Raw genomic sequence first — 26,140 nt, forward strand, 5'->3', positions numbered from 1 at the left:
GGGTGGTTGTCAGTGCACGGGCTCCCTCACACGGGTGGCCCATCGATCGTGAGCGGGGTCTCTACAAGGTGCAGGAGACCAGCACCGGCTCGGGCTCGAGCACGAGACCGAACGCCGCGTCGACCCGGTCGCGGACGTCGCGGGCGAGCGCGAGGAGGTCGTCGGTCGTGCCGCCGCCGCGGTGGGTCAGCGCGAGCGTGTGCTTGGTCGACACCCGCACCGGCGCCTGCGGACCGGGGTGGCCGCGGGACACGCCCGCGCGCTCGATCAGCGCCGCCGCGGAGAGCTTCACGCGCCCGTCGGGCATCGGCCACGCCGTCACCGGCACCTGGCCCGCGGCCTCCGCCCGGGCGGCGACCCGGTCCGCGGTGGCCCGGTCGACGACGGGGTTGGTGAAGAACGAGCCGGCGCTGCGGCTGTCCGGGTCGTCGGGGTCGGTGACCATGCCCTTGCCGCGACGCAGCCGCAGCACGGCCTCGCGGGCCTCGGCGACGGGCACGCGCGTGCCGGGCTCGACGCCGAGGGCGCGGGCGAGCTCGCCGTAGCGCACCGGGGCGGACAGCCCGTCGGTGGTGAGCCGGAAGCGGACGCCGAGCACGACCTCGCCGTCGACGTTGCGGTCGCCCTTGAGGCGGCTGGTGCGGTACCCCAGGCCCAGGTCAGCGGCGGGGACGACGCCGCGCCGGCCCGTCCGCCGCCCGTAGAGGTCGACGTCGACGAGCACGTCGGCGACCTCCACGCCGTACGCGCCGACGTTCTGCACCGGCGTCGCGCCCGTGCGCCCCGGGATGCCCGAGAGGCACTCCAGCCCGCCGTACCCGGCGGCGACGGTGTCGGCGACGAGCGCGTCCCAGTCGTGGCCGGCCTCGACGTGCAGCACCACGGAGTCGGCGTCGCGGGCGACGACGTGGTGGCCCCGGGTGTCGATCAGCAGCACGGTGCCGGCGAACCCCGCGTCGCCGACGACGAGGTTGGACCCGCCGCCGACCAGCAGCAACGGCTCGCCCGCCCCGTCGGCGGCCCGGGCCCGCGCGACGACCTCGTCGGCCGTCGTGGCGTGCACCAGGCGCCGCGCCGGGCCGCCGAGGCCGAGGGTGGTGTGCGGCGCGAGGAGGGTCGCAGCATCAGCGTCGGCGGGGTCGGCGGCGGGGGTGTCGGCGGCGGGGGTGTCGGCGGCGCGGTCGTCCTGCGCCGGCGCCGTCTCTGCGGTCGGACCGGGTGCCATGACCTCCGACGGTAGCCTCCGCCCCGTGCCGAGCCGCATCACCCACCGCGCCACCTGGGACGTCCCCGCGCAGGACGTCTACGCGGAGCTGGTCGACGCCGACCACCTCCGTGCCCGCCTGCAGGAGCTGGGGGGCAACGACCCGGAGCTGGTCGAGCACGCCGTCGACGGCTCCGGCGCGCGCCTGAAGCTGCGCCAGGCGGTCCCCGCCGAGTTCCTGCCGTCGGTCATCCGCCGCTTCACCGGGGGCGACCTCGTGCTCGACAGGGTCGAGACCTGGCGCCCGCGCGACGGGGGCGGCTACGAGGGCACGGTCGAGGTGACGGTCCGCGGGCTGCCCGGCTCGCTGTCGGGCACCCAGCGCCTCACGGACTCCGGCGGCGGGTCGGTCACCGAGGTCGACGGCGAGGCGTCGGTGAACGTGCCCATGGTCGGCCGGAAGGTCGAGGGCGTGGTCGTCGAGCAGATCGGTGCGCTCCTCGACGCCGAGGACGAGTTCACCCGCCGCCGCCTCGCCGAGGGCTGAGGCGGTGAGTCGCCTCGTCGTCACCCTGAGCTGCCCGGACCGCACCGGCATCGTCGCCGCCATCACCGGCCGGCTCGCGGCGCTCGGCGCCTCGATCACCGAGGCTGCCTACCACGCCGACGTCGACGCCGGCTGGTTCGTGACGCGCCAGGTCGTCGACTCCGCGTCGGTGCCCGGCGGCGCCGACGTGCTGCGCGCGGTGGTGGGCCGGGTCGCCGCCGAGCTCGAGGTGCCCGGCGGCGAGCCGGTGCGCTGGGGGGTGCGCGACACCGCCGAGAGCCCGCGCGTGGTGCTGCTGGTCAGCCGCGAGTCGCACTGCCTGCACGACCTGCTCGGGCGGGTGTGGGGCGGCGAGCTCGACATGGACGTGCGCGCGGTCGTCGGCAACCACGACGTGCTGCGCCCGATCGCCGAGGCCCACGACGTGCCGTTCCACCACGTCCCGTTCCCGTCCCGGGCGCAGGACGACGAGGCGCGGACCGGCCGCGACGCGGCGTTCGCACAGGTCGCCGAGCTGGTCGACGCCCACGATCCGGCGGCCGTGGTGCTGGCGCGGTTCATGCAGGTGCTGACGCCCTCGCTGTGCGAGCGCTGGGCGGGCCGGGCGATCAACATCCACCACAGCTTCCTGCCCTCCTTCATCGGCGCGCGCCCGTACCACCAGGCCCACGCCCGCGGGGTGAAGCTCGTCGGCGCGACGTGCCACTACGTGACGCCCGACCTCGACGCCGGCCCGATCATCGAGCAGGACGTCAGCCGCGTGGACCACGCCGACACCCCGGAGGACATGGTCCGCCGGGGTCGCGACGTCGAGAAGTTGGTGCTGGCGCGGGGCCTGCGCGCCCACCTCGAGGACCGCGTGCAGGTGCACGCCGGCCGCACGGTGGTGTTCCGCTAGCTGATATGGAGGGCACTTCTGTCAAGTGGGCAGGGGTGATGGGCCCTCGATGCGGTGCATCGTGGCTGGTCAGGGCGTTGTGGGTCCGGCGGGGCCGGGTGGGGTGGAGGCGTGCCGGCTCGACGCGCGGTCAGGCTGATATGCGCGGGTTGGTTACCGCATGACCGGGTGTTCGTCGGGAGCGTTCCGCGGATCTAGGGGCGAGCGTCGCCCTGCTCGATGAGGGTCGGGCGGAGCTGCTCATAGCTAACTCGCGGGTCGCTCCTCGCGCTGCCTGCATCCGCACCCGGCACCCGCCGGGGCTTGTGGGGGCGGCCGCGTGTCAGGCGGCCGCGTGATGCTGGTGCTCGTCGAGCACCGCGAGGCTCCAGCACCAGCCGGCGAGCTCGCGGGCCACGGCCACCACCGACACCGTCGGGCGCTTGCGGCGCTGCTCGAGACGGCACCAGCGTTGGTGTAGGCGGCGGTTGCCGGCCTCGGCGCGCGCCCGCACCGCGGCGGGCTGACCGTCGGCGCGCCGGGCCCGTTCCCGGCTGGGGCGCAGCGGGCGACGGTGATGCCAGGCGGCTTCGACCAGCAACCGGCGGGCGTGCGCGTTGCCGGTCTTGGTGATCCCGCCCTGGACCCGCCGAGCTCCCGAGGAGAACTCTGAGGGCACCAGCCCGAGGTAGGAACCGATGGTCGAGCCGGTGAAGCGGTGCCAGTCGGCGACCTCGACGCAGAGCCCGACCGCGGTCAGCGTGGAGACCCCGCGCAAGCAGCGCAGCCGTCCCACCGGCCCGGCCAGCGACGTCGTCTGGGCCATCTCCTCGATCGCGGTGTCGAGCCGGTCGCGGCGGGCGTGCACGCTGAACACCGCATCGAGGGCTTCGTCGAAGGCCAGCTGCACCCCGCGCCGGTCGAAGCGCTGGCGGCGCAACCAGTCGGTGTGCTCGCCGGTCCACGCGCTGCGGTCCCACACGATGCCCTGGCGCAGCAGCAGCTTGGAGAGCCGATGCCGGGCACGCATCAGGTCTCCCCGCGCGTCTTCACGGGCCCGCACCAGATCCCGGGCGGCTTCCTCGGCCTCGCTGGGGACCCGCACCGCGGGCAGTTCCCCGATGCGCAGCAGCCGCGCCAGGCGCTCAGCGTCCCGACGATCGGTCTTGACCTTGTCCCCGGCCGGACGCTCGAGCTTCGAGGGCGCGACCACCTCGCAACGGACCCCGGCCGCGGCCAACGCCCGCGCGAGTCCGAAACCGGTCGGCCCGGCCTCATAGGTCACCGCCACCGGCCCCGGCAGCGCGAGAACCCAGGCCACGATCGCGGCGGTCTGCGGCGCCACCCGCTGGGTGCGGATCTCGCACGCCTCGTCATCGATCGCGCACCCCACGACCGAACGAGCATGAACGTCCAGACCCACCCACGTACGCTCTGCCAACACCCGGCGCCTCCCGTAATTGCGGCACCGTCACCGAGTGCGACGGCGACCCGCGCCAACTTACGAGCGAGGCGCCGGGCCTCCATACGGTCTAGACCCGCTCCGCCGGCACCGCGCCGAGGCGCCCGGCGTGGAAGTCGCGGAAGGCGTCGTGGACCTCCTGCTGGGTGTTCATGACGAACGGCCCGCCCCAGGCCACGGGCTCGCGGATCGGGCGTCCGCCCAGCAGCACGACCTCGAGCTTCGGGTGGCGGCCCTCCTGTCCCGCGTCGGCGGCGACGCGCACCGACTCACCGGGGCCGAACACCACGAGCTGCCCGGTGCGGACGGGGCGGCGCTCGGCGCCGACGGTGCCATCGCCGGAGAGCACGTAGAGCAGCGCGTTCTGCTCGCGGTCCCACGGCAGGTGCAGTTGCGCGCCGGGCTCGAGCGAGGCGTGGGCCATGGTCATCGGCGTGTAGGTCGACCCGGGGCCGGCGTGCCCGCCGACCTCGCCGGCGATGACGCGCACGAGCGCCCCGGCGTCAGCGGAGGTCAACAGCGCGGCCTGGCCGGAGCGCAGGTCCTGGTAGCGGGGCTGGGCCCACTTCTGGGCGCGCGGCAGGTTGACCCACAGCTGCAGGCCGTGGAACAGCCCGCCCGACGCGACGAGGGCCTCCGGCGGGCGCTCGATGTGCAGCACGCCGCCGCCCGCGGTCATCCACTGCGTGTCGCCGTTGGTGATCGAGCCACCGCCGCCGTGGTTGTCGGCGTGCTCGAAGGTGCCGTCGATGATGTAGGTGACGGTCTCGAAGCCCCGGTGTGGGTGCCACGCCGTGCCCTTGGGCTCGCCCGGCGCGTACTCCACCTCGCCCATCTGGTCCATGTGGATGAACGGGTCGAGCAGCGCGAGGTCCACGCCCGCGAAGGCCCGGCGCACGGGGAAGCCCTCGCCCTCGTGGCCCTGCGGGGCCGTGGTGACGGAGCGGACGCCCCGCTCGGTGATCCCCACCCAGGCCTCGTCGGGCTCGGGGATGCGGGGCAGGACCGTGAGGTCGGCGACCGTCAGGGCGGGCATCGTGGCTCCTCTATTGGTTGAACCTTCAATGTGTCGGGGCCAACGTCGCGGCGCCGCGGGCGATTCCCCGGACCCTGCCGCGTCCTGCCCCGAACGTCTCCTCGCGCGCCCGCGAACGGGCTACGGTGCGCCCGGGTCCGGAGAGCCTGCTCCCGGGGACGACGGGGAGGCGGCGATGGCGGGCGACGACGAGCGCACCGGTGGCGGGGACACCCCGGACGACGCCGGGGCGACCGACGCCGGCTCCGCCGACCGCACCGAGGTCGTCGGCACCGGTCCGCCGTCGAGCACCTCACCGGCGCCGCCGGTGTCCTGGCCACCGGCGGAGTCGTCCTCGGAATCCGAGGCCGAGGGCGCCGACGCTCCCGAAGCCGGGGCCACCACGGTTCATCGGCTCCCGCCGTCGGCGCCCACTCCCCCCGCCGGCGCGCCGACGCCGCCGGGCGACGAGAGCACGCGCCGCCACGAGGTGCCGCCGAGCGCCGGTCCGTGGCAGCCGCCGCCCTCCGGCGGGCCCACCTCGCCGTGGGGCCAGGGCACCGGCGCCGGCCCGTCCGTGCCGCCCGGGCCGGCGGTGGGGCCGGCGTTCGGCACCGCCCCGGTGGTCGGCGGCACGGGGCCGTGGGGCGGACCGCCGCCCTCGACCAGCGCGTTCCCGGGCCAGGGCGGCTGGCCGGGCGGCTACGGCCAGCCCGGATATGGGCAGCAAGGCTACAGCGGCCCGCCGCCCGGCGGCTCGTTCGGACCCGGCGGCCCGGGTGGCCCCGGTGGCCCGTTCGGTCCCGCCGGCGGGCCCTGGGGCCCGCCGCCCGGTGCGCCGGCCCCGAAGCGCCGCCGCAGCCCGTGGTTCTGGGGCGGCATCGCCGGGGCGGTCGTGCTGGTGCTGCTCCTGGCGTCGGTCGTCCTCGTGGCCACCGGCGAGCAGGCCCCGCAGGAGACGGTCGAGGCCGCCACCGCCGACCTGCGCGGGTGGGAGGGCGCGACGTACTCGGGGCAGGTCCCCGACGGGCTCGGCGGCCAGGCCACGCTCGAGGTCACCGTCGACCGGTTGGGCAACGCGGCCGGCACGGTCACCCGCGCGTCCGGCGGCCGCGCCGAGTTCGTGTCCGTGGGCTCGTCGGACGCCATCCGGGGCGACCGCGCCTGGTGGGAGCGCAGCGCCGACCGTCCCGAGCTGGTCGACCGCTTCACCGGCGTCTGGCTCTCGGAGGCGGCGAGCGAGCTGCCCACGGGCCTGAGCACGTGGACGGAGTCGCCGTCGGAGCTCGCCGACGGGTTCCTCGCCTACGAGCTCCGGGAGGAACCCGAGGAGGTCGTCGAGGGCCGCGACGTCCGCGTCATCTCGATGGGCTCCTCGTACGGCTCGCGGGTGGCCATCGACGACGCGGGCGACGTCCCGACCTTCGTGCGCTTCGACCAGCGGACCTTCGGCACCGGGCGCGTCTCGCCGGTGACGGTGCACCGGGCGGCGCCGCAGGCCCTGTCGACCGTGCGCGACCTGGCCGCGCAGCTGCCGACGATGAAGAGCTACTTCCAGGCGCTCAGCGAGCGCCCGCGCCTCGCGCTCACGGTCGAGGGCGGCGCGGGCGAGTGCAGCACGCCCACCTGCACGGTGACGGTGCGCCTGGTCAACACCGGCACCCTGTCCACCACCGGGACGATCATCGTCACGCTCAACGGCGCCGAGGTGGCCCGGCACCCGTTCAGCTCGGCGGCCGGCAGCGACCTCGCGTTCCCGACGACGGCCGACAACCCGGTCTACAGCAGCCCGGGGGCGCGCATCTCCGCGTACTGGTACGCCCGCGTCGAGGGTGGGCGCTAACGACCCAGCCCCTCGAGCGCCTCGGCGCCCGGCAGCTCACCCAGCACGGCGCCGGGCACGAGGAGCTTGCTCTCGCGGCTCCCGCTGCCGACGACGACGGCCGGCGCGGCGAGCACGGCGGGGTCGACCAGCAGGGGCCAGCCCGTGGGCAGGCCGAACGGGGTGATGCCGCCGTAGGCCATGCCGGTGAGCTCCACGGCCTCGTCCATGGGCGCGAACGAGGCCTTGCGCACGTCGAGGCGCTTGCGCACGACGGTGTTGACGTCGGCGCGTGTCGTGGCCAGCACGACGCACGCGGCGAAGCGCCGCTCGCCCGAGCGCGACCCGGCGACCACGACGCAGTTGGCGGAAGCGTCGAGCGGCGAGCCGTAGGCCTCGCAGAACGCGGTCGTGTCGGCGAGATCCGGGTCGATGGCGGCGACCAGGCACGCGGCGGCGGTGTCGGCGGGCAGCGCGCGCAGGGCGTCGGCGACGGGCGCGGCGAGGAGGTCGGGCCGGTCGAGGGCGGGCTCGGGCCGCAGCGACCCGGCGATGGCCAGGGCCGCCCCGGTCACCAGCGCGGGCCCTGCTGGATCTCGGTGATGCGCGGGCGCACGTCGACGATGTAGATCAGGACGGCGATGACGCCGACGAGCCAGAGGAAGCTCGCGGGCCCGGCTGGCCAGCCGCCGGAGAGCAGGTCGGGAAGGATCATGATGGCGGCGCCGACGCCCGTGATCGCGCACCAGACGGGCTTGGTCAGCTTGTCGGCGGCCGTGTACGCGTCGGAGCGCTGCATGAGGGCGTGCACGAAGGCGAAGAGGCCCACCGGGATCCCGATCAGCCACAGCGCCAGCAGCACGTAGTTGTCGAGGTTGTAGAGCACCGCCACGGCCGCCAGCGTACGTGCCCTCCGCGGTCGGGTGACAGGCGCGCGGTCGGCCGACGACGCACGACGGCCCCGGGACGGCGGAGCGTCCCGGGGCCGTGCGGTGCGGAGGGTCACCGAGGGGTGACCCGGCCTCAGCTCTTCGAGGCCTTCTTGGCGCCGCCCGCGGTGGCCGCGGACTTCGGCGCGTTCTTCGGGCCCTGCTTCTTCGGGGCGGTGCGCGCGGCGGCCTTGCGCGAGGCGCTGCGGGTGTCCGACGCGACCTCGTCGCCGGTCTCCTTGATGTCCTCGGAGAGCTCGGCACCGGCCTCGGCCACGGTCTCGGCGGCCTCGGCGCTGACGCGCTGGGTGGTGCGGGCGGCGCGCTCGCCGACCGACCGGGTCTGCTTGGTGACCGTGGCGAGGGTGTCCTCACCGCGGACGCGGATGCCCTCGACGGCCTCCTCGAGGCGACCCTCGATCTCGGACTGGACCTGGTCGACGGTCGCGAGCGCCTGCTTCACCTGCGGCTGCGCCTTGATGCCGTGGTAGGTGACCTCGCCGCGCTTGATCAGGTCGGTGTAGACGCTGCGGACGGCGGCCAGGTAGCTGTCGACCAGGCGGCGGAAGTCCTCCGCGGTCAGCTTGGTGCGCAGCTCCTGCAGCTCCGCCGGCAGGTCCTCGACGCGGGCCTGCACCTCGGTGGCGCCGGCCTGCACGCGGCCCGCGGCCTCACGGGCGGCGGCGACGGCGGCGTCGCCGAGGCCGAGCACGGCCAGGGCCGGCTGGCGCAGCGGGTCGATGGCGTCCGAGACGGCCTTGGAGGCCTGGTCACGGGCCTCGCGGACGTCGAACTTGGTGGGGAAGGTGACGGCCATGGTGTTCTGACTCCTCGTTCGGTTCTCGATCTGAGCGTTAGACGCGCGGAACGGAGTCCACGCCGGGGCCGGCCACGTCGTCGACGACGGGCACGACCGTGCTGTCGGAGCCGCCTGCGTTGCCGCGACGGAACGACTCGTAGATGTCGGTGAGCACCTGCTTCTGGCGCTCGGTCAGGTCCGGGTCCGCGGCGACCGCGTCGAGCACCGGGGAGTGGTCCCGGGCCTCGAGGATGCCGGCGCGGACGTACAGCGCTTCGGCGGAGATCCGCAGGCCGGTCGCGATCTGGGCGAGGATCTCGGCGGACGGCTTGCGCAGTCCACGCTCGATCTGGCTCAGGTACGGGTTGCTGATCCCCGCGACCTTGGCGAGCTGACGGAGGCTGACCTCCGCGCCCTCGCGCTGCCGGCGGATGTAGGCCCCGATGTCCTCGACGGCCTGGCCGATCTTCTCGACCCCGTCCGTGGCCACCGGAACCACCTCCTCCGATTTCGCTGACACCCACGCTAACCGCGGGTGCTAGCTGGTGCAAGCACATCGCTAGCGCTGGTCAGGTGGGCTGTCACACACACGGACGGGTGACGGCTAGGAAGGACCGCGTGCCTTCGGACCCGCCGCCGGACCCCCGTGACCCGGACGTCGTCGCAGCGCAGCGGCGGGGTGCGGGCGTCCTGCACGGGCAGGCCCGGCCGACGGTGGCGGTCGCCGCGGGCGGTGTGCTCGGCGCGCTCGCCCGCTGGGCCGTGGGCCTGCTCGCGCCGACGCCCCCGGGCGCGTTCCCGTGGGCGACGTTCGGCATCAACGTCGTCGGGTGCCTGCTCATGGGCGTCGTGGTCGCGTTCGTCGTGGAACGACCCGGCGCCCACCCGCTGCTGCGCCCGTTCCTCGGCGTCGGGGTGCTCGGCGGGTTCACGACGTTCTCGACCTTCGCCGTGGACGCCGAGGTGCTCCTGACCGGCGGGCACCGCGTGACCGCGCTCCTCTCGCTCGCCGGGACCGCGCTGACGGCCGTCGCCGCGACGGCGCTGGGCCTGTGGGTCACGCGCCGCCTGGCCGGGGTGACCCGGTGACCGGCCTCCTGGTCGCCCTCGGCGCCGCGGTGGGGGCGCCGATCCGCTACCTCGCCGACCGCGCCCTGCAGGCCGCCCTGGGCACGGCGTTCCCCTGGGGCACGCTCGTGGTCAACGTCGTGGCGTCGTTCGTGCTCGGCCTCGTGCTCGCGGCCCCGGGCTCGCCGCTGGTCGTCGCGGCGGTCGGGGTGGGCTTCTGCGGCGCGCTGTCGACGTGGTCGACCCTCGCGTACGACGCCGTGCGCCTCGCCGAGGCTGGCGCGCGCACGGCGGCGGTGCTCGACGTCGTGGTGTCGATCCTCGCCGGGCTCGGCGCCGCGGGGCTCGGGCTCGCGCTCGGTGCCTAGACGAGCAGTTCGCCCACGGTGTAGATCACGACGCCGGCGAGCGAGCCGACGATCGTGCCGTTGATGCGGATGAACTGGAGGTCGCGGCCGACCTGCAGCTCGATCTTGCGCGACGCCTCGTCGCCGTCCCAGCGCTCGACGGTGTCCGAGATCAGCGTCGTGATCTCGCGGGAGTAGCGGCCGACGATGTAGCCGGCGGCGTCGACGACCCAGCCGTCGATCTTCTCGCGCAGCTCGGGGTCGTTGTCGAGGCGCTCGCCGAAGCGGGCGACGCCGTCGGTGACGCGCAGGCGCAGCTGCGACGACGGGTCCTCGGCGGCGTCGAGCAGCATCGCCTTGCCCGTCGTCCAGGCGCGCGAGATCAGCGCCTGCACGTCGGGGTGCTCGAGCAGCTGGCGCTTGATGGCCTCGACCCGCTCGCCGGTGTCCGGGTCGTCCTGCAGGTCGGCGGCGAAGGAGACCAGGAAGCGGTCGATCGCCTTGCGCATCGGGTGGTCGGGGTCCGACTTCACCGCCCAGGCGAACGACAGCGCCTCGGCGTAGAGCCGGTCGCCGATGAGGCCGTCGACGAAGCGCGGCGACCAGCTCGGCGCCTGCCGGCTGACCAGCGCCGAGACGGTCTCGTGGTTGTTGCGCACCCAGTCGTAGGCGCGGTCGCAGATGAGGTCCACGAGGCGGCGGTGCGAGCCGTCGGCCAGCACCCCGGCCAGCAGCCGGCCCAGCGGCGGCCCCCACGGCTGGGCGACGACGCGGCGCGTCACGGCCTGGTCGACGACCTCCTGGATCTCGTCGTCGCGCAGCACGGTGACCGCGCCGCGCACGACGGTCGCGAGCTCGGCGGTGACGCGCGCCGCGTTGCCGGGCGCGCACAGCCACCCGCCGACCCGGGCGGAGATCCGGGCGGCGCGCAGCTTGTCGCCCACCACCGACGGGGCGAGGAAGTTGTCGCCGACGAAGCCGGACAGGCTCTGGCCGAGCTGGTCCTTCTTGCGCGGGATCAGCGCCGTGTGCGGAATCTTGATGCCGAGCGGGTGCCGGAAGAGCGCCGTCACGGCGAACCAGTCGGCGAGCGCGCCGACCATGCCGGCCTCGGCGGCGGCGCGGACGTAGCCGGTGAACCCGGGGCCGCCGTTGCGCTCCCAGAGCAGGAAGACGATCCAGACCACCGCCGCGCCGAGCAGGAACCCGGTCGCGACCGCCTTCATCCGCCGCAGCCGCGTGCGCTTCTCGGCGTCGTCGCCGCCGAGGCCCACCATCGAGGTGAAGGACTCGTTCGGGCGCGCCCGCGGCGTCTCCGGGGCGGCCTCGGGGGCCGCGCCGGTGGTGGCGTCCCCGGCCGGGTCGGGACGGACGACGGGCACGTCGCGGCCGAACGGGTCGGTCGGCGGGTCCGTGTCGACGCCGCGATCCGCGGCGCTCGGTCTCCCGGCACCGCGGTCCGGGCCCTGGGCGGTCTGCACGTCCCCAGTGTCCCACCGCCGCGGGGCGACCCTCGGGTCGTGGCCCCACCGGCACCTCCCGCCGCGTCCGGACGGCCCAGAGAGAGCTGGGTCACGCCCCGCTCGTCGCCCACGAGGGTGAACCGGGCGACCGGTCGGCGCGAATTCCGGACGGGACGGCGAGAGTGCGTATCGCGCGCACGACCTCGTTCGTTGGACAGATGCCGTTGTCGCCGCAGTTCGCGCCGAAGCCGCCGCGAGGTCTCGACGGTCTGGTACCCCCGAGCCGTCCCCGCCTGGGGACGTCCCGGTCCCCCGTGCGACCGACCGCGCCCGGCCGCACGGGGTCTCGCGTCCCTCGGTCGCCGTGCTGCCCCACGGCGACCGGGGGGCGCCCTTTGGGCCTACGGCCTCGTGCGTGCTTGCCCGTGCCGGGACACGGACAAGCACGCACAAGAGCGGAGCTCACAGGGCGAGCGTCGGGCGGTAGCGGCGCAGCCAGGCGTCGATCTGCAGCACGGACTCCATGCGCGCCCGGTCGGTGTCGATGCTCGGCCCGTCCTGCGGCGCGTCGACCGCGGCGCGCAGTGCGTCGGCGTCGACGAGCTCGCGGACCGGGGCCTCCCGGTCGGCCAGCACCTCGGCCACCGACGACCGCAGCGCCTTCTCGTAGCCGGGGTCCTGCGTCGACGGGTACGGGCTCTTCACGCGGTCGACGATCGAGGCCGGCAGCAGGTCGCGCGTCGCCGCGCGCAGCAGGCTCTTCTCGCGCCCGTCGAAGGTCTTGAGCGCCCAGGGCGTGTTGAACACGTACTGCACGAGGCGGTGGTCGCAGAACGGCACGCGCACCTCGAGCCCGCTGGCCATGCTCATGCGGTCCTTGCGGTCGAGCAGGATCTGGACGAAGCGCGTCAGGTGCAGGTGGCAGACCTCGCGCATCCGGCGCTCGTGTGCCGACACCCCGTCGACGTGCGGCACCTCCGCCAGCGCGTCCCGGTACGACGCGTCGACGTAGCCCGCGAGGTCGAGACGCGCCCGCAGGTCGGGAGCGAGGTGGTCCGTCGACCGGTCCAGCGGGCCCTGACGCGTCGCGGCCATCCACGGGAACGTGTCCGCGTTCACCGCGTCGGCATCGTGGAACCACCGGTAGCCGCCGAACACCTCGTCGGCGGACTCCCCGGACAGCGCGACCGTCGAGCGCCTGCGGATGGCCTTGAACAGCAGGTAGAGCGAGGTGTCCATGTCCCCGATCGACACCGGCACGTCGCGCGCGGCGAGCACCGCGGCGCGGGCGTCGGGGTCGGTGAGGTCCTCGTTGGCCAGCGTGATCGCCGTGTGGTCGGCGCCGACGTGCTCGGCGAGCTCCCGGACGTACGGGCCGTCGGGGGTGTCGCGCATCGGGTCGGCGGCGAAGGCGTCCTCGTAGCCGACGAAGTCCACCGAGAACGACCGCACCGGGCCGGCGTCCTGCGCGCGCAGCTTCTGCGCGGCGAGCGCGGTGATCGCCGAGGAGTCCAGGCCGCCGGAGAGCAGCGCGCACAGCGGCACGTCGGCGATGAGCTGGCGGTCGACGATGTCGTCGAGCAGCTCGCGGACGTGCGCGACCGTCGTGTCCCGGTCGTCGGTGTGCTCGAGGGCCTCGAGCCGCCAGTAGCGGTGCACGTCGGTGCCCTCGCGGCGCACGCGCACCCACGACCCGGGGCGCACCTCGCGCATCCCGCGGTAGATGCCGTGCTCGGGCGTCTTGACGTGGCTGAGCAGCTCGCGCAGCCCGTCGAGGTCGAGCACGGCCTCGCTGCGCGGGTGGGCCAGGATTGCCTTCGGCTCCGAGCCGAACAGCACCCCGTCCGGTGTCGGGTACCAGTACAGGGGTTTGACGCCCATGCGGTCGCGGACGAGGAAGAGTTCCTCGCTGCGGGTGTCCCAGATCGCGAACGCGAACATGCCGTTGAGGCGCTCGACGACGCCCGAGCCCCACTCGAGCCAGCCGACCAGCACGACCTCGGTGTCCGACACCGTGCGGAACGCGTGGCCGCGACCCTCGAGCTCCGCGCGCAGCTCGCGGAAGTTGTAGACCTCGCCCGAGAACACCAGCGTCAGCAGCGTCTCGCCGCCGCGCTCGAGGGTCATCGGCTGGGTCCCGCCGGGCACGTCCACCACGGCGAGGCGCCGGTGCCCGAGGGCGGCGCGGGACGGCCCGTCGTCGCCCCTGAGGCCTTCGGACGACAGCCACAGGCCCTCGTCGTCGGGCCCCCGGCAGCTCATCGTCTCGACCATCGGGGCGACCTCGGCGCGGTGCACTCCGCGCGCCAGGTCCACGGCTCCGGCGATGCCACACATGGCCACGACCTCCTCGTCGACGGTGACGTTGAGAGGGTGCCCTGGTACTTAGCTCGCGTAACTAACCTGGTGGATCAGCCGAGCTCGTCGTCCTGTCCGCCCGGCTCCGGCGCGCGCTCCGGCCCGTCCAGCGGCAGGCAGACCTCGAACGTCGTGCCCTCCGGGCCGGTGTGCACGCGGATGTCGCCGTGGTGCTTCTTGACCACGATGCGCCACGAGATGTCCAGCCCCAGGCCGGTGCCCTCGCCGACGTCCTTCGTCGTGAAGAACGGCTCGAAGATGCGCGGGCGCACGTCCTCGGGGATGCCGGGGCCGGTGTCGCTGATCTCGACGACGGCGTTGCGGCCGTCGCGGCGGGTGCGGATGGTCAGCGTCCTATCGGCGTGCTCCCCTTGATCGTCGCCGTGCGAGCGCATGGCGCCGACGGCGTTGTCGATGATGTTGGTCCACACCTGGTTGAGCTCGGCGGCGTAGGCCGGGATCTTCGGCAGGTCGGGGTCGATCTCCTTGACGATCCGGATGCCCTCGAACTTGCGGCTCATCATCACCAGCGTCGACTTCAGCAGGTCGCGCAGGTCGACCTCCTGGAAAGGTGCCCGGTCGAGCTGCGAGTACTGCCGGGCCGCGCCGACCAGGGTGGCGATGCGCCCGGTGGCGTCGGTGATCTCGCCCATGAGCGTCTCGGTCTCGACCGCGTAGGCGATCCAGCGGACCGCGGCCTCGATCGAGCCCGGCGGCACGGTGCGCTCGACCTTGTCCAGCCACTCGGCGTCCAGGCCGCCGGCGACGAGCACCGGCGCGACGTCCCAGGCCCCCCCGACGCCGCGCTCGTCGAGCCAGTCGCCCAGCTCGTCCTCGGCGTCGGACGCCTGCAGCGCCGAGAGCTCGGGGGCGGTCTCCGCCCGGCTCACGGCGTCCTCCTGCAGCTCGACGAGCTGCGCGACGATCTCGTTGTCGAGCTTGCCGCAGGCGAGCATGCCCAGCTTGTGCCGCATGCCGGCGACGCGGCTGCGCAGCGACTCGGTGGCGCGCTGCGCGGCCGCGGCGGGGTTGTTCAGCTCGTGGGTCAGGCCGGCCGAGAGCGACCCGAGGGCCAGCAGCCGCTCGCGCTCGCTGGTGATGGTCGACGTGCGGCGCATGCCGACGACGAGCCCCTCGAGCAGGTGGATCGGCAGCGGGAACCAGGTGCGCAGCGCGTCCGCCCACTCGGTGGCGGGCAGCGCGAGGAACGTCGAGGGCACCAGGGCCCGCAACGTGTGCATGTAGGTCTGCTCGGCGTTCGGGATGTAGGCCTGCGTCGACCCGCCGTAGGTCCCGCGCTGGCTGGTGCGCGTGGTCTCGACCTCGTCGCCGCGCATCGTCTGCAGCATCGCCATCTCGCCGCTGAGCAGCACCCAGAAGCAGCTGGCGGGCTCGCCCTCGCGGCAGACGTCCTCGCCGGCGGGCGCGCTGACCACGTCGCCGTGGAGGGCGAGCCAGTCGAGCTGGTCGTCCGAGAGCGCCTCGAACAGGAACAGCTCCCGCAGCTCGTCGCGGGTCATCTTCTCGGGCGTGCTCGTGGTCATGGTCATCCGTTCTCCAGCCATCGGTGCACCAGACTCACGGCCATCGCGCCCTCACCGACCGCGGACGCGACGCGCTTGACCGACTCGGCCCGGACGTCGCCGACGGCGAACACCCCGGGCACCGAGGTCTCCAGGTGGAACGGATCCCGGGCCGGTTCCCATCCCGGGGGGCCCTTCTCGCCCGTCTCGCCGGTGCGGCGCGGCAGGTCGGGGCCCGTGAGGACGAAGCCGCGCCCGTCGCGGGCCACCACGCCCTCCAGCCAGTCGGTGCGCGGCGCCGCACCGATGAAGACGAACAGCCACGACGCCTCGACGGTCTCCTCGGCACCCGAGTTCCTGTCGCGCAGTGTCAGCTTCTCGAGGTGGCCGGTGCCGTCGGCGCCCACCACCTCGGTGCACGTGCGCACCTCGATGCGCGGGTTGGCCCGGATCTGCTCGATGAGGTAGCTCGACATCGACGCCTCGAGGGAGGGCCCGCGCACCAGCATCACGACCCGGCTGGCGTGCCGGGAGAAGTTCATCGCCGCCTGGCCCGCGGAGTTCGCGCCGCCGACGACGTAGACGTCCTGGTCCGTGCACGAGTTCGCCTCGGTGGCCGCGGCGCCGTAGAACACGCCCTGGCCGGTGTGCTCCTCGAGCCCGGGGCAGTCGAGCATCCGGTACGAGACGCCGGTGGCCAGCACCACGGCGTGCGCGGTGACCTCGGTGCCGTCGTCGAACCGCACCACGCGCGACTGCCCGCGGGTCTCGAGACCCGTGACCGTGCGGGTGGTGATGACCTCGGTGCCGAACTTCTCGGCCTGCAGCCGCGCCCGCGTCGTGAGCTGGTCGCCGGAGACGCCGTTGGGGAAGCCGAGGTAGTTCTCGATGCGGCTCGACGTGCCGGCCTGGCCGCCGGTGGCGCGCGACTCGATCAGCGCGGTGCGCAGCCCCTCGGAGCCGCCGTAGACGCTGGCCCCGAGCCCGGCCGGGCCGCCGCCGACCACGACGAGGTCGTAGACGGCTCGCGACGCGGTGGTGGCGAGGCCCGCGGCCTCGACGACCTCGCCGTCGGTCGGCTGCACGAGCGCGGTGCCGTCCTCGGTGACGACGACGGGCAGGCGCTCGGCGCCGACGCCCGCGGCGGCGAGCAGCCGGGCGCCCTCGGGCTCGTCGGCGCGGCGGAACTCGTAGGCGACCTGGTTGCGGGCCACGAGGTCGCGCAGCTCGTAGGAGCGCGCCGACCAGCGGTGCCCGACGATCCGGATCGAGGCCGCCGGCCGGTCGGGCGCCTCGCGCCACGCGGCCAGCAGGCCGTCGACCACCGGGTAGAGCTTCTCCTCCGGCGGGTCCCACGGCTTGAGCAGGTAGTGGTCGAGGTCGACGACGTTGATCGCGGTGATCGCGGCGTCGGTGTCGGCGTAGGCGGTCAGCAGGACGCGGCGGGCGCGCGGGAACAGGTCCATCGCCTGCTCGAGGAACTCCACGCCGCTCATCCGCGGCATGCGCTGGTCGGCGAGGATGACGGCGACCTGCTCGCCGCGCAGCGCGATCTCGCGCAGCGCCTCGAGGGCGGCGGGCCCGGACTCGGCGCGCACGATGCGGTGGTGCTCGCCGTACTCACGGCGCAGATCGCGGGCGACGGCGCGGGAGACGCCGGGGTCGTCGTCGACGGTCAGGATCACCGGACGGGTCACACGGACGAGACTAGGCCCTCGCGGCGCCGGGCCGTCCCGATCGCGGCGGACGGTGACACAGCGGCACGGGCGCGGGGCGCTCAGTCACCGCTCAATCCGTACTGCCGCCGCAGCCGCCGGAGTCACCGCCCCCGGAGTCGCCGCCGGACCCGCTGTCCGAGACGGGGTCGTTGCTGCCGGCCGGGCTCCCGGTGTCCCACCACGTCGCGTCACCATCGCCGCCGCGCCCGCGGGTGAGCGGGGCCTCGCGGGCGGCACGGATCTTCGCGTCGAGCTCGGCGACGACGAGCACGCAGAACGCGGCCCCGGCCGGGGTCAGGGCCTCGGGCAGGCGGGCCTGCGGGTGGACCCGCCGGCCCTGTCCCCGGCGGCGCCGGGCCTGGCCGACGTCCACCAGCCAGGCGACGCCCGCGCCGTCGACGAGCGTGCGGCGCGGCACGGGGTGGCCGCCGCAGACCTCGAAGCGCAGCCGGACGCCGTCGGCGGTGATCTCCCAGGTCCGGCGGCCGGCGGGGCCGGAGCGGCGCGCGGTGAACACGGGGCCGCCGCCCTCGCTCGCGGTCATGAGGGCCGCGCGCATCCGCAGCCGGAGCCGGCGCCGGCCGTCCTCGAGCCGGGACACCGGCCCGCCGCGCTCCTGGGTGTCGCGCACGAGGACCGCGCCGGGGGCGTGGTCGACGTCGATCAGGTAGCGGACGCCGGCCGCGGCGTCGCCCCGTCCGGGCGCGCGGAACCGCACCGGCTGCCCGGTGCCGTACTCGGTGACGTCGTCGCGCACCCGCTGCCTGACGGCCGAGACCAGCTGGTGCACGAAGCCCCAGAGCAGCACCGGCGCCGCGAGGATGACGACGGTGAGCACGTTGACCGCGCCGTCGTCGGGGACGCCGGGCCCGGGCGAGGTGTCGAGCCCGACGGCGATGGCGGCCGCGACGGCGGCGAGCACGAGGCCGCCGAGCCACCACAGGTAGCGGTGGTGGCCCAGGCGGCGCGGCGACCAGCGGGGCGCGGGTCCGCCGTGGGCGGGGCGGACGGGGTCGAGGGTGGCGGTCATGCGGACGCTCGCTCCTCGGTCGGGGTGGTGTGGGTGGTGGTCTCGGACGGGTCGGGGTCCCCGTGGCCGGCCCAGGAGTCGGCGACGTCGTCCTGGCGGGCCGCGCCGATCTCCTGGCCGTAGCTGCGCACCCGGCTGAGGTGCTCCTCGAGCTCGCCGAGCCAGAACAGGACGAAGGCGCCGGCGTCCGGGGCGAGGTCCTCGGGCAGCCGCCCGTGCGGGGCGGGCCGGCCGGTGCGCCGGCCGGTGAGCAGCGCGAACAGCGTCGGCAGGCCCATGTGCAGCAGCCAGGCGGTGCCGTCGGGCCCGACCAGCGTGCGCCGGGGCGGGTCCTGCAGGCCGCGCACCTCGCACCGCAGCCGGTGCCCGTCGAGCTCGAGGTCCCAGTGGCCGCGGTGGCGCCCCGGGAGCGCCCGGCGGGTCGCCCGGTGGCGCACGACGCCGTCGCGGTCGGTGGCGGTGAGCCAGCCCCGCCCGGTGCGCAGCCGCAGCGCGTCGTCGGCGGTCTCGACGAAGCGGTGACGGCCGTTGCGCCCGGCACGGTCGACCACGCGGGCGGCGTCGGGCACGCGGTCGACCTCGACGCGCAGCAGGGCCACCTCTTCCGGCCGGGGCCACACCGGGACGCCGCGGACGGGCAGGGGCACCTCGGCGCGCACGGGCTGGCCGACCCCGTGGACCCGCACGTCGTCGTGGACGCGCCGGCGGATGGCGAAGGACAGGCTGTGCACCGCCCCGAACAGCAGGAACGGGGAGAGCAGGACGACCGTGACCAGCACGGCGAGCGCCCCGGTGTCGGCGATGCCCGGGCCGGGCGAGGTGTCGCGGCCGATCGCGATCGCCACCGCGACCCCGCCCACCACCAGCGCGCCCGTCCACCACAGGTAGCGGTGGTGCGCCCAGCGTCGCGGCGACCAGCGCGGTATCGCCGCGCCGCCCCGTCCGTCCTCCGTCGTCACTCCTCATCCCTCCCGATCACCAGCTTGCTGGTCACGCAGAGACACGACAAGTGGGAACATTGGGCCGAAAGGGTGGAGGAGGGCGGTTCCGTCGAACGGCCCCGGGGCGACCGCCCGGAGGCCTAGCATCCGCGGGGTGCGGGAGATCCTCGGGCGGCGGCTGCTGGTCGTCGTCGCGGCCGTGCTCGCCGTGTCCGCGGTGCTCGCTCCCGCCCCGGCGGCCGCGGCGCCGGTCCCCCCGCCGCCCGACCCCGCCGCGCTCGCGCGCCTCGACCCCGAGCCCCGCCCCCTGCCGGGCGTGGTGCCGCGCGTCGCGTGCGTCACCTCGGCGGGCGGCGGCGATGCCGTCATCCCCGGGGCGCCGTGGTCCCAGCAACGGCTGCGCTTCACCGACGCCTGGCGCTTCACCCGCGGCGCCGGCCAGACCGTCGCGGTGATCGACACGGGGGTGAGCCGGCACCCGCGCCTGGCCGGGCGCCTCGTCGACGGCGGCGACTTCGTGGCCGACGACACCGGCCTGCGCGACTGCGACGGCCACGGCACCCTCGTCGCCGGGATCATCGCCGCCGCCCCCGACCCCGCCACCGGCTTCGTCGGCGTCGCCCCCGACGCGCGCGTGCTCTCGATCCGCCAGTCCAGCGCGACCGTGAGCACCACGGCCCCGGACGGCTCGACGAGCTCCGGCGGCGGCAACGTCGACACCCTCGCCGAGGCGATCCTGCGCGCCGTCCGCCTCGGCGCAGGAGTCATCAACATCTCCGAGGCCGCCTGCGTGCCCGAGGCCGAGGCGGCGCGGGGGCTCGCGGGGCTGCGGGCGGCGGTGCGCGCGGCCGTCGACGCCGACGTGGTCGTGGTGGCCGCGGCGGGCAACGCGGGCACCGGCGCGTGTGCCCAGGGCCCGGCGGGCGAGAGCTCGGGGCAGGTCGTGGCCCCGGCGTGGTTCGGCGACGACGTGCTCTCGGTCGGTTACACCCGCCGGGACGGGCTGCCCGCGCCCCAGAGCCTGCGCGGCCCGTGGGTCTCGCTCGCCGCGCCGGGCTCGGAGATCGTCTCGCTCGACCCGACGGGCCCCGGCGTCGTCGACCGGATCGTGCCCATCGGCGCCGCCCAGGCCGTCCCCGTGGAGGGCACCAGCTTCTCCGCGCCCTACGTCAGCGGGGTCGTCGCGCTGGTCCGGGCCCGCTACCCCGGGCTGGACGCCCGCCAGGTGATGGCCCGCGTGACCTCGTCGGCCGACCGCCCCGCCGGGGTGTCGGCCACCGCGGGCCAGGACGACGCCGTCGGCGCCGGCACGGTCGACCCGGTGGCCGCCGTGGCCGACGTGCGACCCGACGAGTTCACGGGTTCCCCCGCCCCGGTGTCCCCCGCGGAGGCGGGTCGGGTCGACCTGAGCGACGCCCGGGATGCACACTCCGGATCGCGCACGGTGGCGCTGGTCGGGTCCGCGGGGGCAATGGTGCTGCTGGGGGGAGTCGGCCTCGCCGTCCTCGTCGCTCGTCGGGCTCGCCGGCCGCGCTGAGGTCCGCCACCGCGCGCGGAGGACGCATTCCCCCGACGCCGCGTACGGCGCCGACCCCCGAGGAGCCCGCGTGCGCATCACGCTCGCCCAGACCGACGCCACGCTCGGCGACCTCGACGGCAACCTCAAGCGCACCGAACGCGTGGTGGCCGAGGCCGTCGACGCCGGCTCGGACCTCGTCGTCTTCCCGGAGCTCGCGCTGTCGGGCTACCAGGTCGGCGACGTCCCGCACGACCTCTCGCTCGCGCCCGACGACCCGCGGCTGCTGCGCATCTCGCAGCGCGCCGGCGGGGCGGGCGTGCTGCTCGGCTTCCCCGAGGCGGGCAGCCACGGCCTGCACACCTACAACAGCGCGGGCTACTACGAGGACGGGCACCTCGTCCACACCCACCGCAAGCTCTACCTGCCGACCTACTCGACGTTCGAGGAGCGCAAGCACTTCCTGCCCGGCCAGCACTCCCGCGCCTACGGCGTCCGCGGCGGCCGGCACCGCGCGGCGACGCTGATCTGCAACGACGCCTGGCAGCCCCAGGTCGCCTTCCTGTCGGTGCAGGACGGCGCGCACCTGCTGCTCGTGCCGGCGAACTCGGCGCAGTCGATGTCGCCCGAGCGCTACGACTCCAAGGAGTACTGGCGCAACATCACCACGTTCTACGGCCGCATCTACCAGCTGTTCGTGGTGTTCGTGAACCGCGTCGGTGTCGAGGGCGGCCTGACGTTCTGGGGCGGCAGCCACATCGTCGACCCGTGGGGCGAGGTCGTCGGCGAGTGCGGCGAGGGCGCCGAGGCCGAGGAGACCTGCACGGTCGACATCGACCTCGCCGACGTCCGCCGGCGCCGCCGCGACATCCCGCTGGTGCGCGAGGCGCGCCTGGGCCTGCTGCGCCGCGAGATCGACCGCCTGCTGGACGAGGGCGGCGACCTCTAGCGACCACCGGAGCGCGACGGCGCCGGGTCGGCAGCGCGACGGAGGAGCGCTGACGACGCAAGCCTTGGAGCGGAGGGCTAGATCTTGGTGGCCTCGGCCAGCAGCTCGCCGCGGCTGACGGTGACGGCGTCGCCGCGCAGGTACACGCGGTCGCCGGCGAGCTCGACGCCGACCTCGCCCCCGCGCGGCGAGAGCTGGGCGCCGACGAGGCGCTCACGGCCCAGGCGCTTGGCCCAGTACGGCGCGAGGCAGCAGTGCGCCGAGCCGGTGACCGGGTCCTCGTCGATGCCGACGGCCGGGGCGAAGAAGCGCGACACGAAGTCGGGCGCGCCGGGCGCCGGGTCGTCCTCGGCGCGGGCGGTGACGATGACCCCGCGCCCGCTGGCCGCCCGCAGCGCCGACAGGTCCGGCTCGAGGTCGCGCACCTCCTCCGGCGACGGGATCTCGACGAGCACGTCGTAGCGGCCGCGCGCGAGCTCGACCACCGCGGCGCCCAGCGCGTCGGCGAACTCGTCGGCGAGGTGCCCGTCGGGCAGCGCCGACACCGGCTCGTCGACGGGGAAGTCGAGCTGGATGCCCCCGCCCGGCAGGCCCTCGGCGCGCAGCACGCCCGCAGCCGTGCGGAACGCGATCGGCGACGAGGCCAGGCCCTGCTCGAACAGCACGTGGGCGCTGGCGAGCGTCGCGTGCCCGCAGATCTCCACCTCGACCTTCGGGGTGAACCACCGCAGGCCCACCTCGCCCGTCGCCTCCAGCGTCGAGAGGTCGACGAACGCGGTCTCGGAGACGTTCACCTCCGCCGCGACGGCCTGCATCCAGGCGGCGTCGGTCGCGTCGGTGAGGCACACCCCGGCCGGGTTGCCGGTGAAGGGCGAGGACGTGAACGCGTCGACCAGGTGGAGCTGCACACCCCCATCGTGCCCGGTGCGGTCCGCCGCGGTCGACGTGTCACCCGCCGGGACCGGGGTAGCCGGGCGGATGCGACTGCTGGTGCTCGGCGGTGGCGGGTTCCTCGGGTTCCACGTGGCGGCGGAGGCGCTGCGCGCCGGCCACGACGTGACGGTCGCGAGCCGGTCGGGCGAGGCACCGCTCGACGGGGTCGAGGCGCTCGCGGTCGACCGTTACGGCGACCTGTCGCCGCTGGAGGGGCGCACCTTCGACGCCGCCCTCGACACGTTCTCCGACGCCGACGCCGTCGGGCGCGCCGCCGAGCTGCTCTCCGGCGCGGTCGGGGCCTACGGCTACGTGTCGGGCATGAGCGTCTACCACCCCGACGGCCCGGCGGTGCCCCGCGCGGGCGACCCGGTGCGCCGCGAGGGCGAGGCGGCCGACGACGACCCGCTCCAGGAGCGCTCGCTGGCCAAGCTCGCCGCCGAGGACGCGCTGGGGGTGTTCGACGGCCCGGTCAGCGTGCTGCGCGTGGGGATCATGGTCGGGCCGCGCGACCCGTCCGACCGCTTCACCTGGTGGCCGGTGCGCCTGGCCCGCGCGCTGGCCGGCGAGGCGTCACGCACGGTGCTCGCCCCCGGCGACCCGTCGCGCGCCGTGCAGTACAGCGACGCCCGCGACATCGCCGCCTTCGCCGTCCACGCGCTGGCCTCCGGGCACGACGGCACGTTCGACACCGTCGGCCCGGGTCGCGCCCAGCCGCTGGCCGCCGTCCTCGACGCGTGCCTCGAGGCCGTCGGTGGGCGTCCCGGCGACGTGACCTGGGCCTGGGCCGGCGAGGACGCCCTGCGCACCGCCCTGCGCGACGTCGAGGAGGAGGCCCGCCCGCTGTGGTTCCCGGAGGACCAGATCCCCCAGGACGCGATCGACTCCTCCGCCGCCCTGGCCGCCGGGCTGCGCTTCCGGCCCGCCCTCGACACCGCCCGCGACGTCCTCGCGTGGCACCGCGAGCGCGGGGCGCCCGAGCTCGCCGCCGGGTTCGACGCCACCCGGGAGGCCGAACTGGTCGATCGCTGCGCCACGGGGACTGCCCCGACGGGGTGACGCGGGTCGCCGCTACCGTCTGGGCCATGAGCACGGTCTTCCTCGTCACGGGCGCGTCGTCGGGGGTGGGCCGCGCACTCGCGCAGTTCCTCGCGCGGCACAACGTGTCGGTGATCGGACTCGACCGTCGCGAGCCGCCGGACCGCGAGGTCTCGCACATCGGCTGCGACCTCGCCGACCCGACGTCCATCGACGCCGCGGTCGAGCGGCTCGACGGCCAGGTCGACGCGCTGGCCAACGTCGCCGGCGTCCCGGGCACCGCACCCGCCGAGACGGTGCTCGGCGTGAACTTCCTGGGCATGCGCCACCTCACCGAGGCCCTCGTCGGGCGCATCCGGCGCGGCGGCTCCGTGGTCAACGTGTCGTCGTCCGAGGGCCGGCACTGGGTCGCCCACCTCGCCGAGCTGCGCCCGCTGCTGGCGACCCGCACGTTCGCGGAGGGCCTGCGCTGGTGCCGCGAGCAGCGCCCCGACCGCCCGGTGTACGACGTCGCCAAGGAGGCCGTCCTCGCCTACACGACGGCCTCGTCGACGCTGACCTGGGCCGACGGCGTGCGCATGAACGCCGTGGCGCCGGGCACCGTGCGCACGCCGTCGCTGCCCGAGGTCGAGCGCTCCACCGACCCGCGCCGCATCGCCCGCTTCCGCTCCGCCGCCGGCCGCGACGCCGAGGCGGCGGAGATCGCGTCGGTCGTCGCGTTCCTCATGTCGAACGAGAGCCGCTGGGTCAACGGGCAGACCCTGGCCGCCGACGGCGGCGTCACCGCGGCCACCACCTGGGCGGCCCTCCAAGCCCGCTGACCCCATGCAAGCGTGGGGGCCACGCTGGCGTTCAACGCCAGCGGATCCCCCACGATCATGGTCCGCCCGTCACCCGTCCGTGTCCCGGCCGTTGCACCCGGCAGAGTGACCGACCGTCCCGGGGGAGCGATCGATGGCGGCAGCGCGACGGAGTTGGGCCGCGGTGGCGGCGGGCGTGGCCCTGGCGGCGGCCGCTTGGCTGGGCGGCCCCGTCGCCGTCGCGGCGCCCGCCGCCGGCCCGGTGCCCACGGCCCCCGGCGTGCACCCCGGCGTCCAGACCCGCACCGCCGGCGCGCAGTGCACCGCGAACTTCGTCTTCACCGACGGCGCGCACACCTACCTCGGCCAGGCCGCGCACTGCTCGGGCACCGGGAGCTCCACCGACGTCGACGGGTGCACCGCGGGCTCGCTGCCGCTCGGCACGCCCGTCGAGGTCGCCGGCGCGAGCCGCTCCGGCACGCTGGCCTACAACTCGTGGCTCGCCATGCAGGCCGACGACGAGGCCGACCCCGACGCCTGCGCCTACAACGACTTCGCCCTCGTGCGCCTCGACCCCGCCGACGCCCGGCTCGTCTCGCCCGCGGTCCCGGTGTTCGGGGGGCCGCGCGGCGTCGACACCGACGGCGTCCGCCCCGGCGAGGTCGTGCGCAGCTACGGCAACTCCGAGCTCCGGGGCGGCGTGACGCTGCTCAGCCCGAAGGTCGGCACGGTCCTGGGCTCGCGGGGCGGCGGCTGGAGCCACGACGTCGTCACCGCGACCCCGGGGGTCCCCGGCGACTCGGGCAGCGCGTACCTCTCCCCCGACGGCTCCGCGCTCGGCGTGCTCTCGACCCTGCAGTTCGCCCCGCTGCCCGCGAGCAACGGCGTCAGCGACCTCGCGAGGATGCTCGACTACGCCCGCGCCCACGGCATGGGCGGCGTCCGCCTCGTCAGCGGCTGACGACCCGCCGGCGCGCGGGTGCCTGCGGCGGCGCGGGGGCCGACGAGACGGCGAAGTGCGCCGCGGCGGCCCGGCGCCGGGCCTCGGCGGCACGCCGTTCCTGCCGTGACGACCAGCGCACCGTCGCCAGGTACATCGGCACCCCGATCACGACCACCGAGATGACCAGGAACGCCCCCACCGCCACGATCCACTCCACGCGCACCGACCCCCCTGCGTCCACCGACCTCGGGGTCCGTGTCGCACGATCAGGTGACGGCGTTACGCGACGTCGACGGATCTCCGCCGAGTGCCCGTGTCCCTCGCCGTCCGGCGCAGGACACGGGCCGGGCGGTCAGCAGCAGTCGCACGTACTGCAGTCGCACTCGGGGTCCTCGCAGCAGGGACAGGCCCTCAGATCGAGCATGCGTCACACCTCCCCTCGGTCACGCGGTGGTCGGGCGGGCACCACGTCCCGGGCACGGGGTCCGGGCACGTCGCGCTGGGCAGCTGGTCGGCCATGGCGACGAGGTCCGCGCGCAGGCGCTGCAGTCGGTCGAGCTCGGCGTCGATCTCGGCGATGCGGCCGCGCAGCAGGGGCTCGGCGGGCTCGCAGGGGCACTCGCCGGTGTCGCGGACGGCGAGCAGGTCCCGGATGTCGTGCAGGCGCAGCCCGAGCCGCTGCGCGCCGCGGATGAACTGCAGCCGGTCGACGGCGAGCCCGTCGTAGCGGCGGTGGTCGCCGCTGGTGCGCCGCGGCGCGGGCATGAGACCGACGCGCTCGTAGTAGCGCACGGTGTCCGGCCGCAGGCCCGTGCGCGCGGCGAGGTCGGAGATGGTGAGCGGGCGCGCCTCGGTCAT

Annotated in this window: 26 protein-coding genes; 10 read left to right on the plus strand and 16 right to left on the minus strand. The window is 75.3% G+C overall.

Translation table 11 applies throughout. From position 1 onward, the window contains the following. Positions 1-61 precede the first annotated feature (61 nt). Positions 62-1,225, minus strand: a complete 1,164-nt coding sequence (locus tag ACQPX6_RS27710; protein ID WP_433783953.1) for a UDP-N-acetylmuramate dehydrogenase — start codon at positions 1,223-1,225, stop codon at positions 62-64. A 25-nt stretch (positions 1,226-1,250) separates the two neighbouring features. Here ACQPX6_RS27710 and ACQPX6_RS27715 point away from each other — a divergent pair, with 25 nt between their 5' ends. Continuing rightward, positions 1,251-1,751 (plus strand): DUF2505 domain-containing protein, encoded by a 501-nt coding sequence (locus ACQPX6_RS27715; RefSeq protein WP_433783954.1) that lies wholly within the window; start codon positions 1,251-1,253, stop codon positions 1,749-1,751. A 4-nt stretch (positions 1,752-1,755) separates the two neighbouring features. Next, a complete protein-coding gene (gene purU, locus ACQPX6_RS27720) occupies positions 1,756-2,649 on the plus strand; it encodes a formyltetrahydrofolate deformylase (RefSeq protein WP_433783955.1) in 894 nt (297 codons plus the stop codon). A 322-nt stretch (positions 2,650-2,971) separates the two neighbouring features. On the opposite strand, the gene ACQPX6_RS27725 is transcribed toward purU, so the two are convergent. Together ACQPX6_RS27725 and ACQPX6_RS27730 are read right to left on the minus strand one after the other, a co-directional pair. After that, positions 2,972-4,051, minus strand: coding sequence for an IS110 family transposase (locus ACQPX6_RS27725; protein WP_433781620.1), 1,080 nt, complete (start codon positions 4,049-4,051; stop codon positions 2,972-2,974). A 109-nt stretch (positions 4,052-4,160) separates the two neighbouring features. Further along, complete coding sequence (locus ACQPX6_RS27730; protein ID WP_433783956.1) at positions 4,161-5,126, minus strand: pirin family protein; 966 nt, start codon at positions 5,124-5,126, stop codon at positions 4,161-4,163. A gap of 175 nt (positions 5,127-5,301) precedes the next feature. Between ACQPX6_RS27730 and ACQPX6_RS27735 the strand changes: the two genes are divergently transcribed. Next, the gene (locus ACQPX6_RS27735) at positions 5,302-6,948 is read left to right on the plus strand and encodes a hypothetical protein (RefSeq protein WP_433783957.1); all 1,647 of its coding nucleotides are present in this window, start codon (positions 5,302-5,304) and stop codon (positions 6,946-6,948) included. Here ACQPX6_RS27735 and ACQPX6_RS27740 read toward each other — a convergent pair. The 4 genes from ACQPX6_RS27740 to ACQPX6_RS27755 all read right to left on the minus strand — a co-directional run bounded on the left by ACQPX6_RS27740 (position 6,945) and on the right by ACQPX6_RS27755 (position 9,145). Continuing rightward, positions 6,945-7,502 carry a YbaK/EbsC family protein gene (locus ACQPX6_RS27740; RefSeq protein WP_433783959.1) on the minus strand — a complete coding sequence of 186 codons (558 nt, stop codon included), beginning with the start codon at positions 7,500-7,502 and terminating at the stop codon, positions 6,945-6,947. The two genes, ACQPX6_RS27735 and ACQPX6_RS27740, sit on opposite strands and share 4 nt — an antisense overlap. Then, positions 7,499-7,813, minus strand: coding sequence for a DUF2516 family protein (locus ACQPX6_RS27745; protein ID WP_433788379.1), 315 nt, complete (start codon positions 7,811-7,813; stop codon positions 7,499-7,501). The genes ACQPX6_RS27740 and ACQPX6_RS27745 overlap by 4 nt, the downstream gene beginning before the upstream one ends. A 137-nt stretch (positions 7,814-7,950) precedes the next feature. Then, the gene (locus tag ACQPX6_RS27750; protein ID WP_433783961.1) at positions 7,951-8,673 is read right to left on the minus strand and encodes a hypothetical protein; all 723 of its coding nucleotides are present in this window, start codon (positions 8,671-8,673) and stop codon (positions 7,951-7,953) included. Between the two features lie 37 nt (positions 8,674-8,710). Then, on the minus strand, positions 8,711-9,145 hold the full coding sequence (locus ACQPX6_RS27755) for a helix-turn-helix domain-containing protein (RefSeq protein ID WP_433783963.1): 435 nt from the start codon (positions 9,143-9,145) through the stop codon (positions 8,711-8,713). A 128-nt stretch (positions 9,146-9,273) separates the two neighbouring features. Here ACQPX6_RS27755 and ACQPX6_RS27760 point away from each other — a divergent pair, with 128 nt between their 5' ends. Continuing rightward, a complete protein-coding gene (locus ACQPX6_RS27760; protein ID WP_433783964.1) occupies positions 9,274-9,744 on the plus strand; it encodes a fluoride efflux transporter FluC in 471 nt (156 codons plus the stop codon). After that, positions 9,741-10,091, plus strand: a complete 351-nt coding sequence (locus ACQPX6_RS27765; RefSeq protein WP_433783966.1) for a fluoride efflux transporter FluC — start codon at positions 9,741-9,743, stop codon at positions 10,089-10,091. Before ACQPX6_RS27760 ends, ACQPX6_RS27765 begins: the two co-directional genes overlap by 4 nt. On the opposite strand, the gene ACQPX6_RS27770 is transcribed toward ACQPX6_RS27765, so the two are convergent. The 6 genes from ACQPX6_RS27770 to ACQPX6_RS27795 form a co-directional block, all read right to left on the minus strand. After that, on the minus strand, positions 10,088-11,347 hold the full coding sequence (locus tag ACQPX6_RS27770; RefSeq protein WP_433788380.1) for a DUF445 domain-containing protein: 1,260 nt from the start codon (positions 11,345-11,347) through the stop codon (positions 10,088-10,090). The two genes, ACQPX6_RS27765 and ACQPX6_RS27770, sit on opposite strands and share 4 nt — an antisense overlap. Before the next feature lie 648 nt (positions 11,348-11,995). After that, entirely contained in the window at positions 11,996-13,870 is a 1,875-nt protein-coding gene (asnB, locus tag ACQPX6_RS27775; protein ID WP_433788381.1) for an asparagine synthase (glutamine-hydrolyzing), read from the minus strand. A 74-nt stretch (positions 13,871-13,944) separates the two neighbouring features. Then, positions 13,945-15,441 carry an ATP-binding protein gene (locus tag ACQPX6_RS27780; RefSeq protein ID WP_433783967.1) on the minus strand — a complete coding sequence of 499 codons (1,497 nt, stop codon included), beginning with the start codon at positions 15,439-15,441 and terminating at the stop codon, positions 13,945-13,947. Continuing rightward, a complete protein-coding gene (locus tag ACQPX6_RS27785) occupies positions 15,438-17,111 on the minus strand; it encodes an FAD-dependent oxidoreductase (RefSeq protein WP_433783968.1) in 1,674 nt (557 codons plus the stop codon). The genes ACQPX6_RS27780 and ACQPX6_RS27785 overlap by 4 nt, the downstream gene beginning before the upstream one ends. Positions 17,112-17,202: 91 nt before the next feature. After that, a complete protein-coding gene (locus ACQPX6_RS27790) occupies positions 17,203-18,162 on the minus strand; it encodes a hypothetical protein (RefSeq protein WP_433783969.1) in 960 nt (319 codons plus the stop codon). Next, positions 18,159-19,121: a hypothetical protein gene (locus ACQPX6_RS27795; RefSeq protein ID WP_433783970.1), complete on the minus strand. Its 963-nt coding sequence runs from the start codon at positions 19,119-19,121 to the stop codon at positions 18,159-18,161. The genes ACQPX6_RS27790 and ACQPX6_RS27795 overlap by 4 nt, the downstream gene beginning before the upstream one ends. Before the next feature lie 136 nt (positions 19,122-19,257). On the opposite strand from ACQPX6_RS27795, the gene mycP reads away from it, so the two are divergent. Continuing rightward, positions 19,258-20,640, plus strand: a complete 1,383-nt coding sequence (gene mycP / locus ACQPX6_RS27800; protein ID WP_433783971.1) for a type VII secretion-associated serine protease mycosin — start codon at positions 19,258-19,260, stop codon at positions 20,638-20,640. 70 nt (positions 20,641-20,710) lie between these two features. Further along, positions 20,711-21,568: a nitrilase-related carbon-nitrogen hydrolase gene (locus ACQPX6_RS27805; protein ID WP_433783972.1), complete on the plus strand. Its 858-nt coding sequence runs from the start codon at positions 20,711-20,713 to the stop codon at positions 21,566-21,568. A 77-nt stretch (positions 21,569-21,645) separates the two neighbouring features. On the opposite strand, the gene ACQPX6_RS27810 is transcribed toward ACQPX6_RS27805, so the two are convergent. Further along, entirely contained in the window at positions 21,646-22,476 is an 831-nt protein-coding gene (locus ACQPX6_RS27810; protein WP_433783974.1) for a PhzF family phenazine biosynthesis protein, read from the minus strand. 70 nt (positions 22,477-22,546) lie between these two features. Here ACQPX6_RS27810 and ACQPX6_RS27815 point away from each other — a divergent pair, with 70 nt between their 5' ends. From ACQPX6_RS27815 to ACQPX6_RS27825, 3 genes are all read left to right on the plus strand, one after another. Further along, positions 22,547-23,560: a hypothetical protein gene (locus ACQPX6_RS27815; protein WP_433783975.1), complete on the plus strand. Its 1,014-nt coding sequence runs from the start codon at positions 22,547-22,549 to the stop codon at positions 23,558-23,560. Between the two features lie 26 nt (positions 23,561-23,586). After that, the gene (locus ACQPX6_RS27820) at positions 23,587-24,360 is read left to right on the plus strand and encodes a coniferyl-alcohol dehydrogenase (protein WP_433783976.1); all 774 of its coding nucleotides are present in this window, start codon (positions 23,587-23,589) and stop codon (positions 24,358-24,360) included. A 133-nt stretch (positions 24,361-24,493) separates the two neighbouring features. Then, complete coding sequence (locus ACQPX6_RS27825; protein WP_433783977.1) at positions 24,494-25,300, plus strand: serine protease; 807 nt, start codon at positions 24,494-24,496, stop codon at positions 25,298-25,300. On the opposite strand, the gene ACQPX6_RS27830 is transcribed toward ACQPX6_RS27825, so the two are convergent. Continuing rightward, a complete protein-coding gene (locus tag ACQPX6_RS27830) occupies positions 25,290-25,523 on the minus strand; it encodes a hypothetical protein (RefSeq protein ID WP_433783978.1) in 234 nt (77 codons plus the stop codon). The two genes, ACQPX6_RS27825 and ACQPX6_RS27830, sit on opposite strands and share 11 nt — an antisense overlap. A gap of 170 nt (positions 25,524-25,693) precedes the next feature. Then, the gene (locus tag ACQPX6_RS27835; protein ID WP_433783979.1) at positions 25,694-26,140 is read right to left on the minus strand and encodes a MerR family transcriptional regulator; all 447 of its coding nucleotides are present in this window, start codon (positions 26,138-26,140) and stop codon (positions 25,694-25,696) included.

Source organism: Actinomycetospora sp. CA-101289 (assembly GCF_050955895.1).
Lineage (GTDB): Bacteria > Actinomycetota > Actinomycetes > Mycobacteriales > Pseudonocardiaceae > Actinomycetospora.

Bases quoted from the DNA above. Each gene is read 5' to 3' on its own strand.
- ACQPX6_RS27710 (WP_433783953.1), bottom strand. From the start codon at position 1,225: ATGGCACCCGGTCCGACCGCAGAGACGGCGCCGGCGCAGGACGACCGC.
- ACQPX6_RS27730 (WP_433783956.1), bottom strand. From the start codon at position 5,126: ATGCCCGCCCTGACGGTCGCCGACCTCACGGTCCTGCCCCGCATCCCC.
- ACQPX6_RS27735 (WP_433783957.1), top strand. From the start codon at position 5,302: ATGGCGGGCGACGACGAGCGCACCGGTGGCGGGGACACCCCGGACGAC.
- ACQPX6_RS27750 (WP_433783961.1), bottom strand. From the start codon at position 8,673: ATGGCCGTCACCTTCCCCACCAAGTTCGACGTCCGCGAGGCCCGTGAC.
- ACQPX6_RS27770 (WP_433788380.1), bottom strand. From the start codon at position 11,347: ATGGTGGGCCTCGGCGGCGACGACGCCGAGAAGCGCACGCGGCTGCGG.
- asnB (WP_433788381.1), bottom strand. From the start codon at position 13,870: ATGTGTGGCATCGCCGGAGCCGTGGACCTGGCGCGCGGAGTGCACCGC.
- ACQPX6_RS27780 (WP_433783967.1), bottom strand. From the start codon at position 15,441: ATGACCATGACCACGAGCACGCCCGAGAAGATGACCCGCGACGAGCTG.
- ACQPX6_RS27790 (WP_433783969.1), bottom strand. From the start codon at position 18,162: ATGACCGCCACCCTCGACCCCGTCCGCCCCGCCCACGGCGGACCCGCG.
- ACQPX6_RS27815 (WP_433783975.1), top strand. From the start codon at position 22,547: ATGCGACTGCTGGTGCTCGGCGGTGGCGGGTTCCTCGGGTTCCACGTG.
- ACQPX6_RS27820 (WP_433783976.1), top strand. From the start codon at position 23,587: ATGAGCACGGTCTTCCTCGTCACGGGCGCGTCGTCGGGGGTGGGCCGC.
- ACQPX6_RS27825 (WP_433783977.1), top strand. From the start codon at position 24,494: ATGGCGGCAGCGCGACGGAGTTGGGCCGCGGTGGCGGCGGGCGTGGCC.
- ACQPX6_RS27835 (WP_433783979.1), bottom strand. From the start codon at position 26,140: ATGACCGAGGCGCGCCCGCTCACCATCTCCGACCTCGCCGCGCGCACG.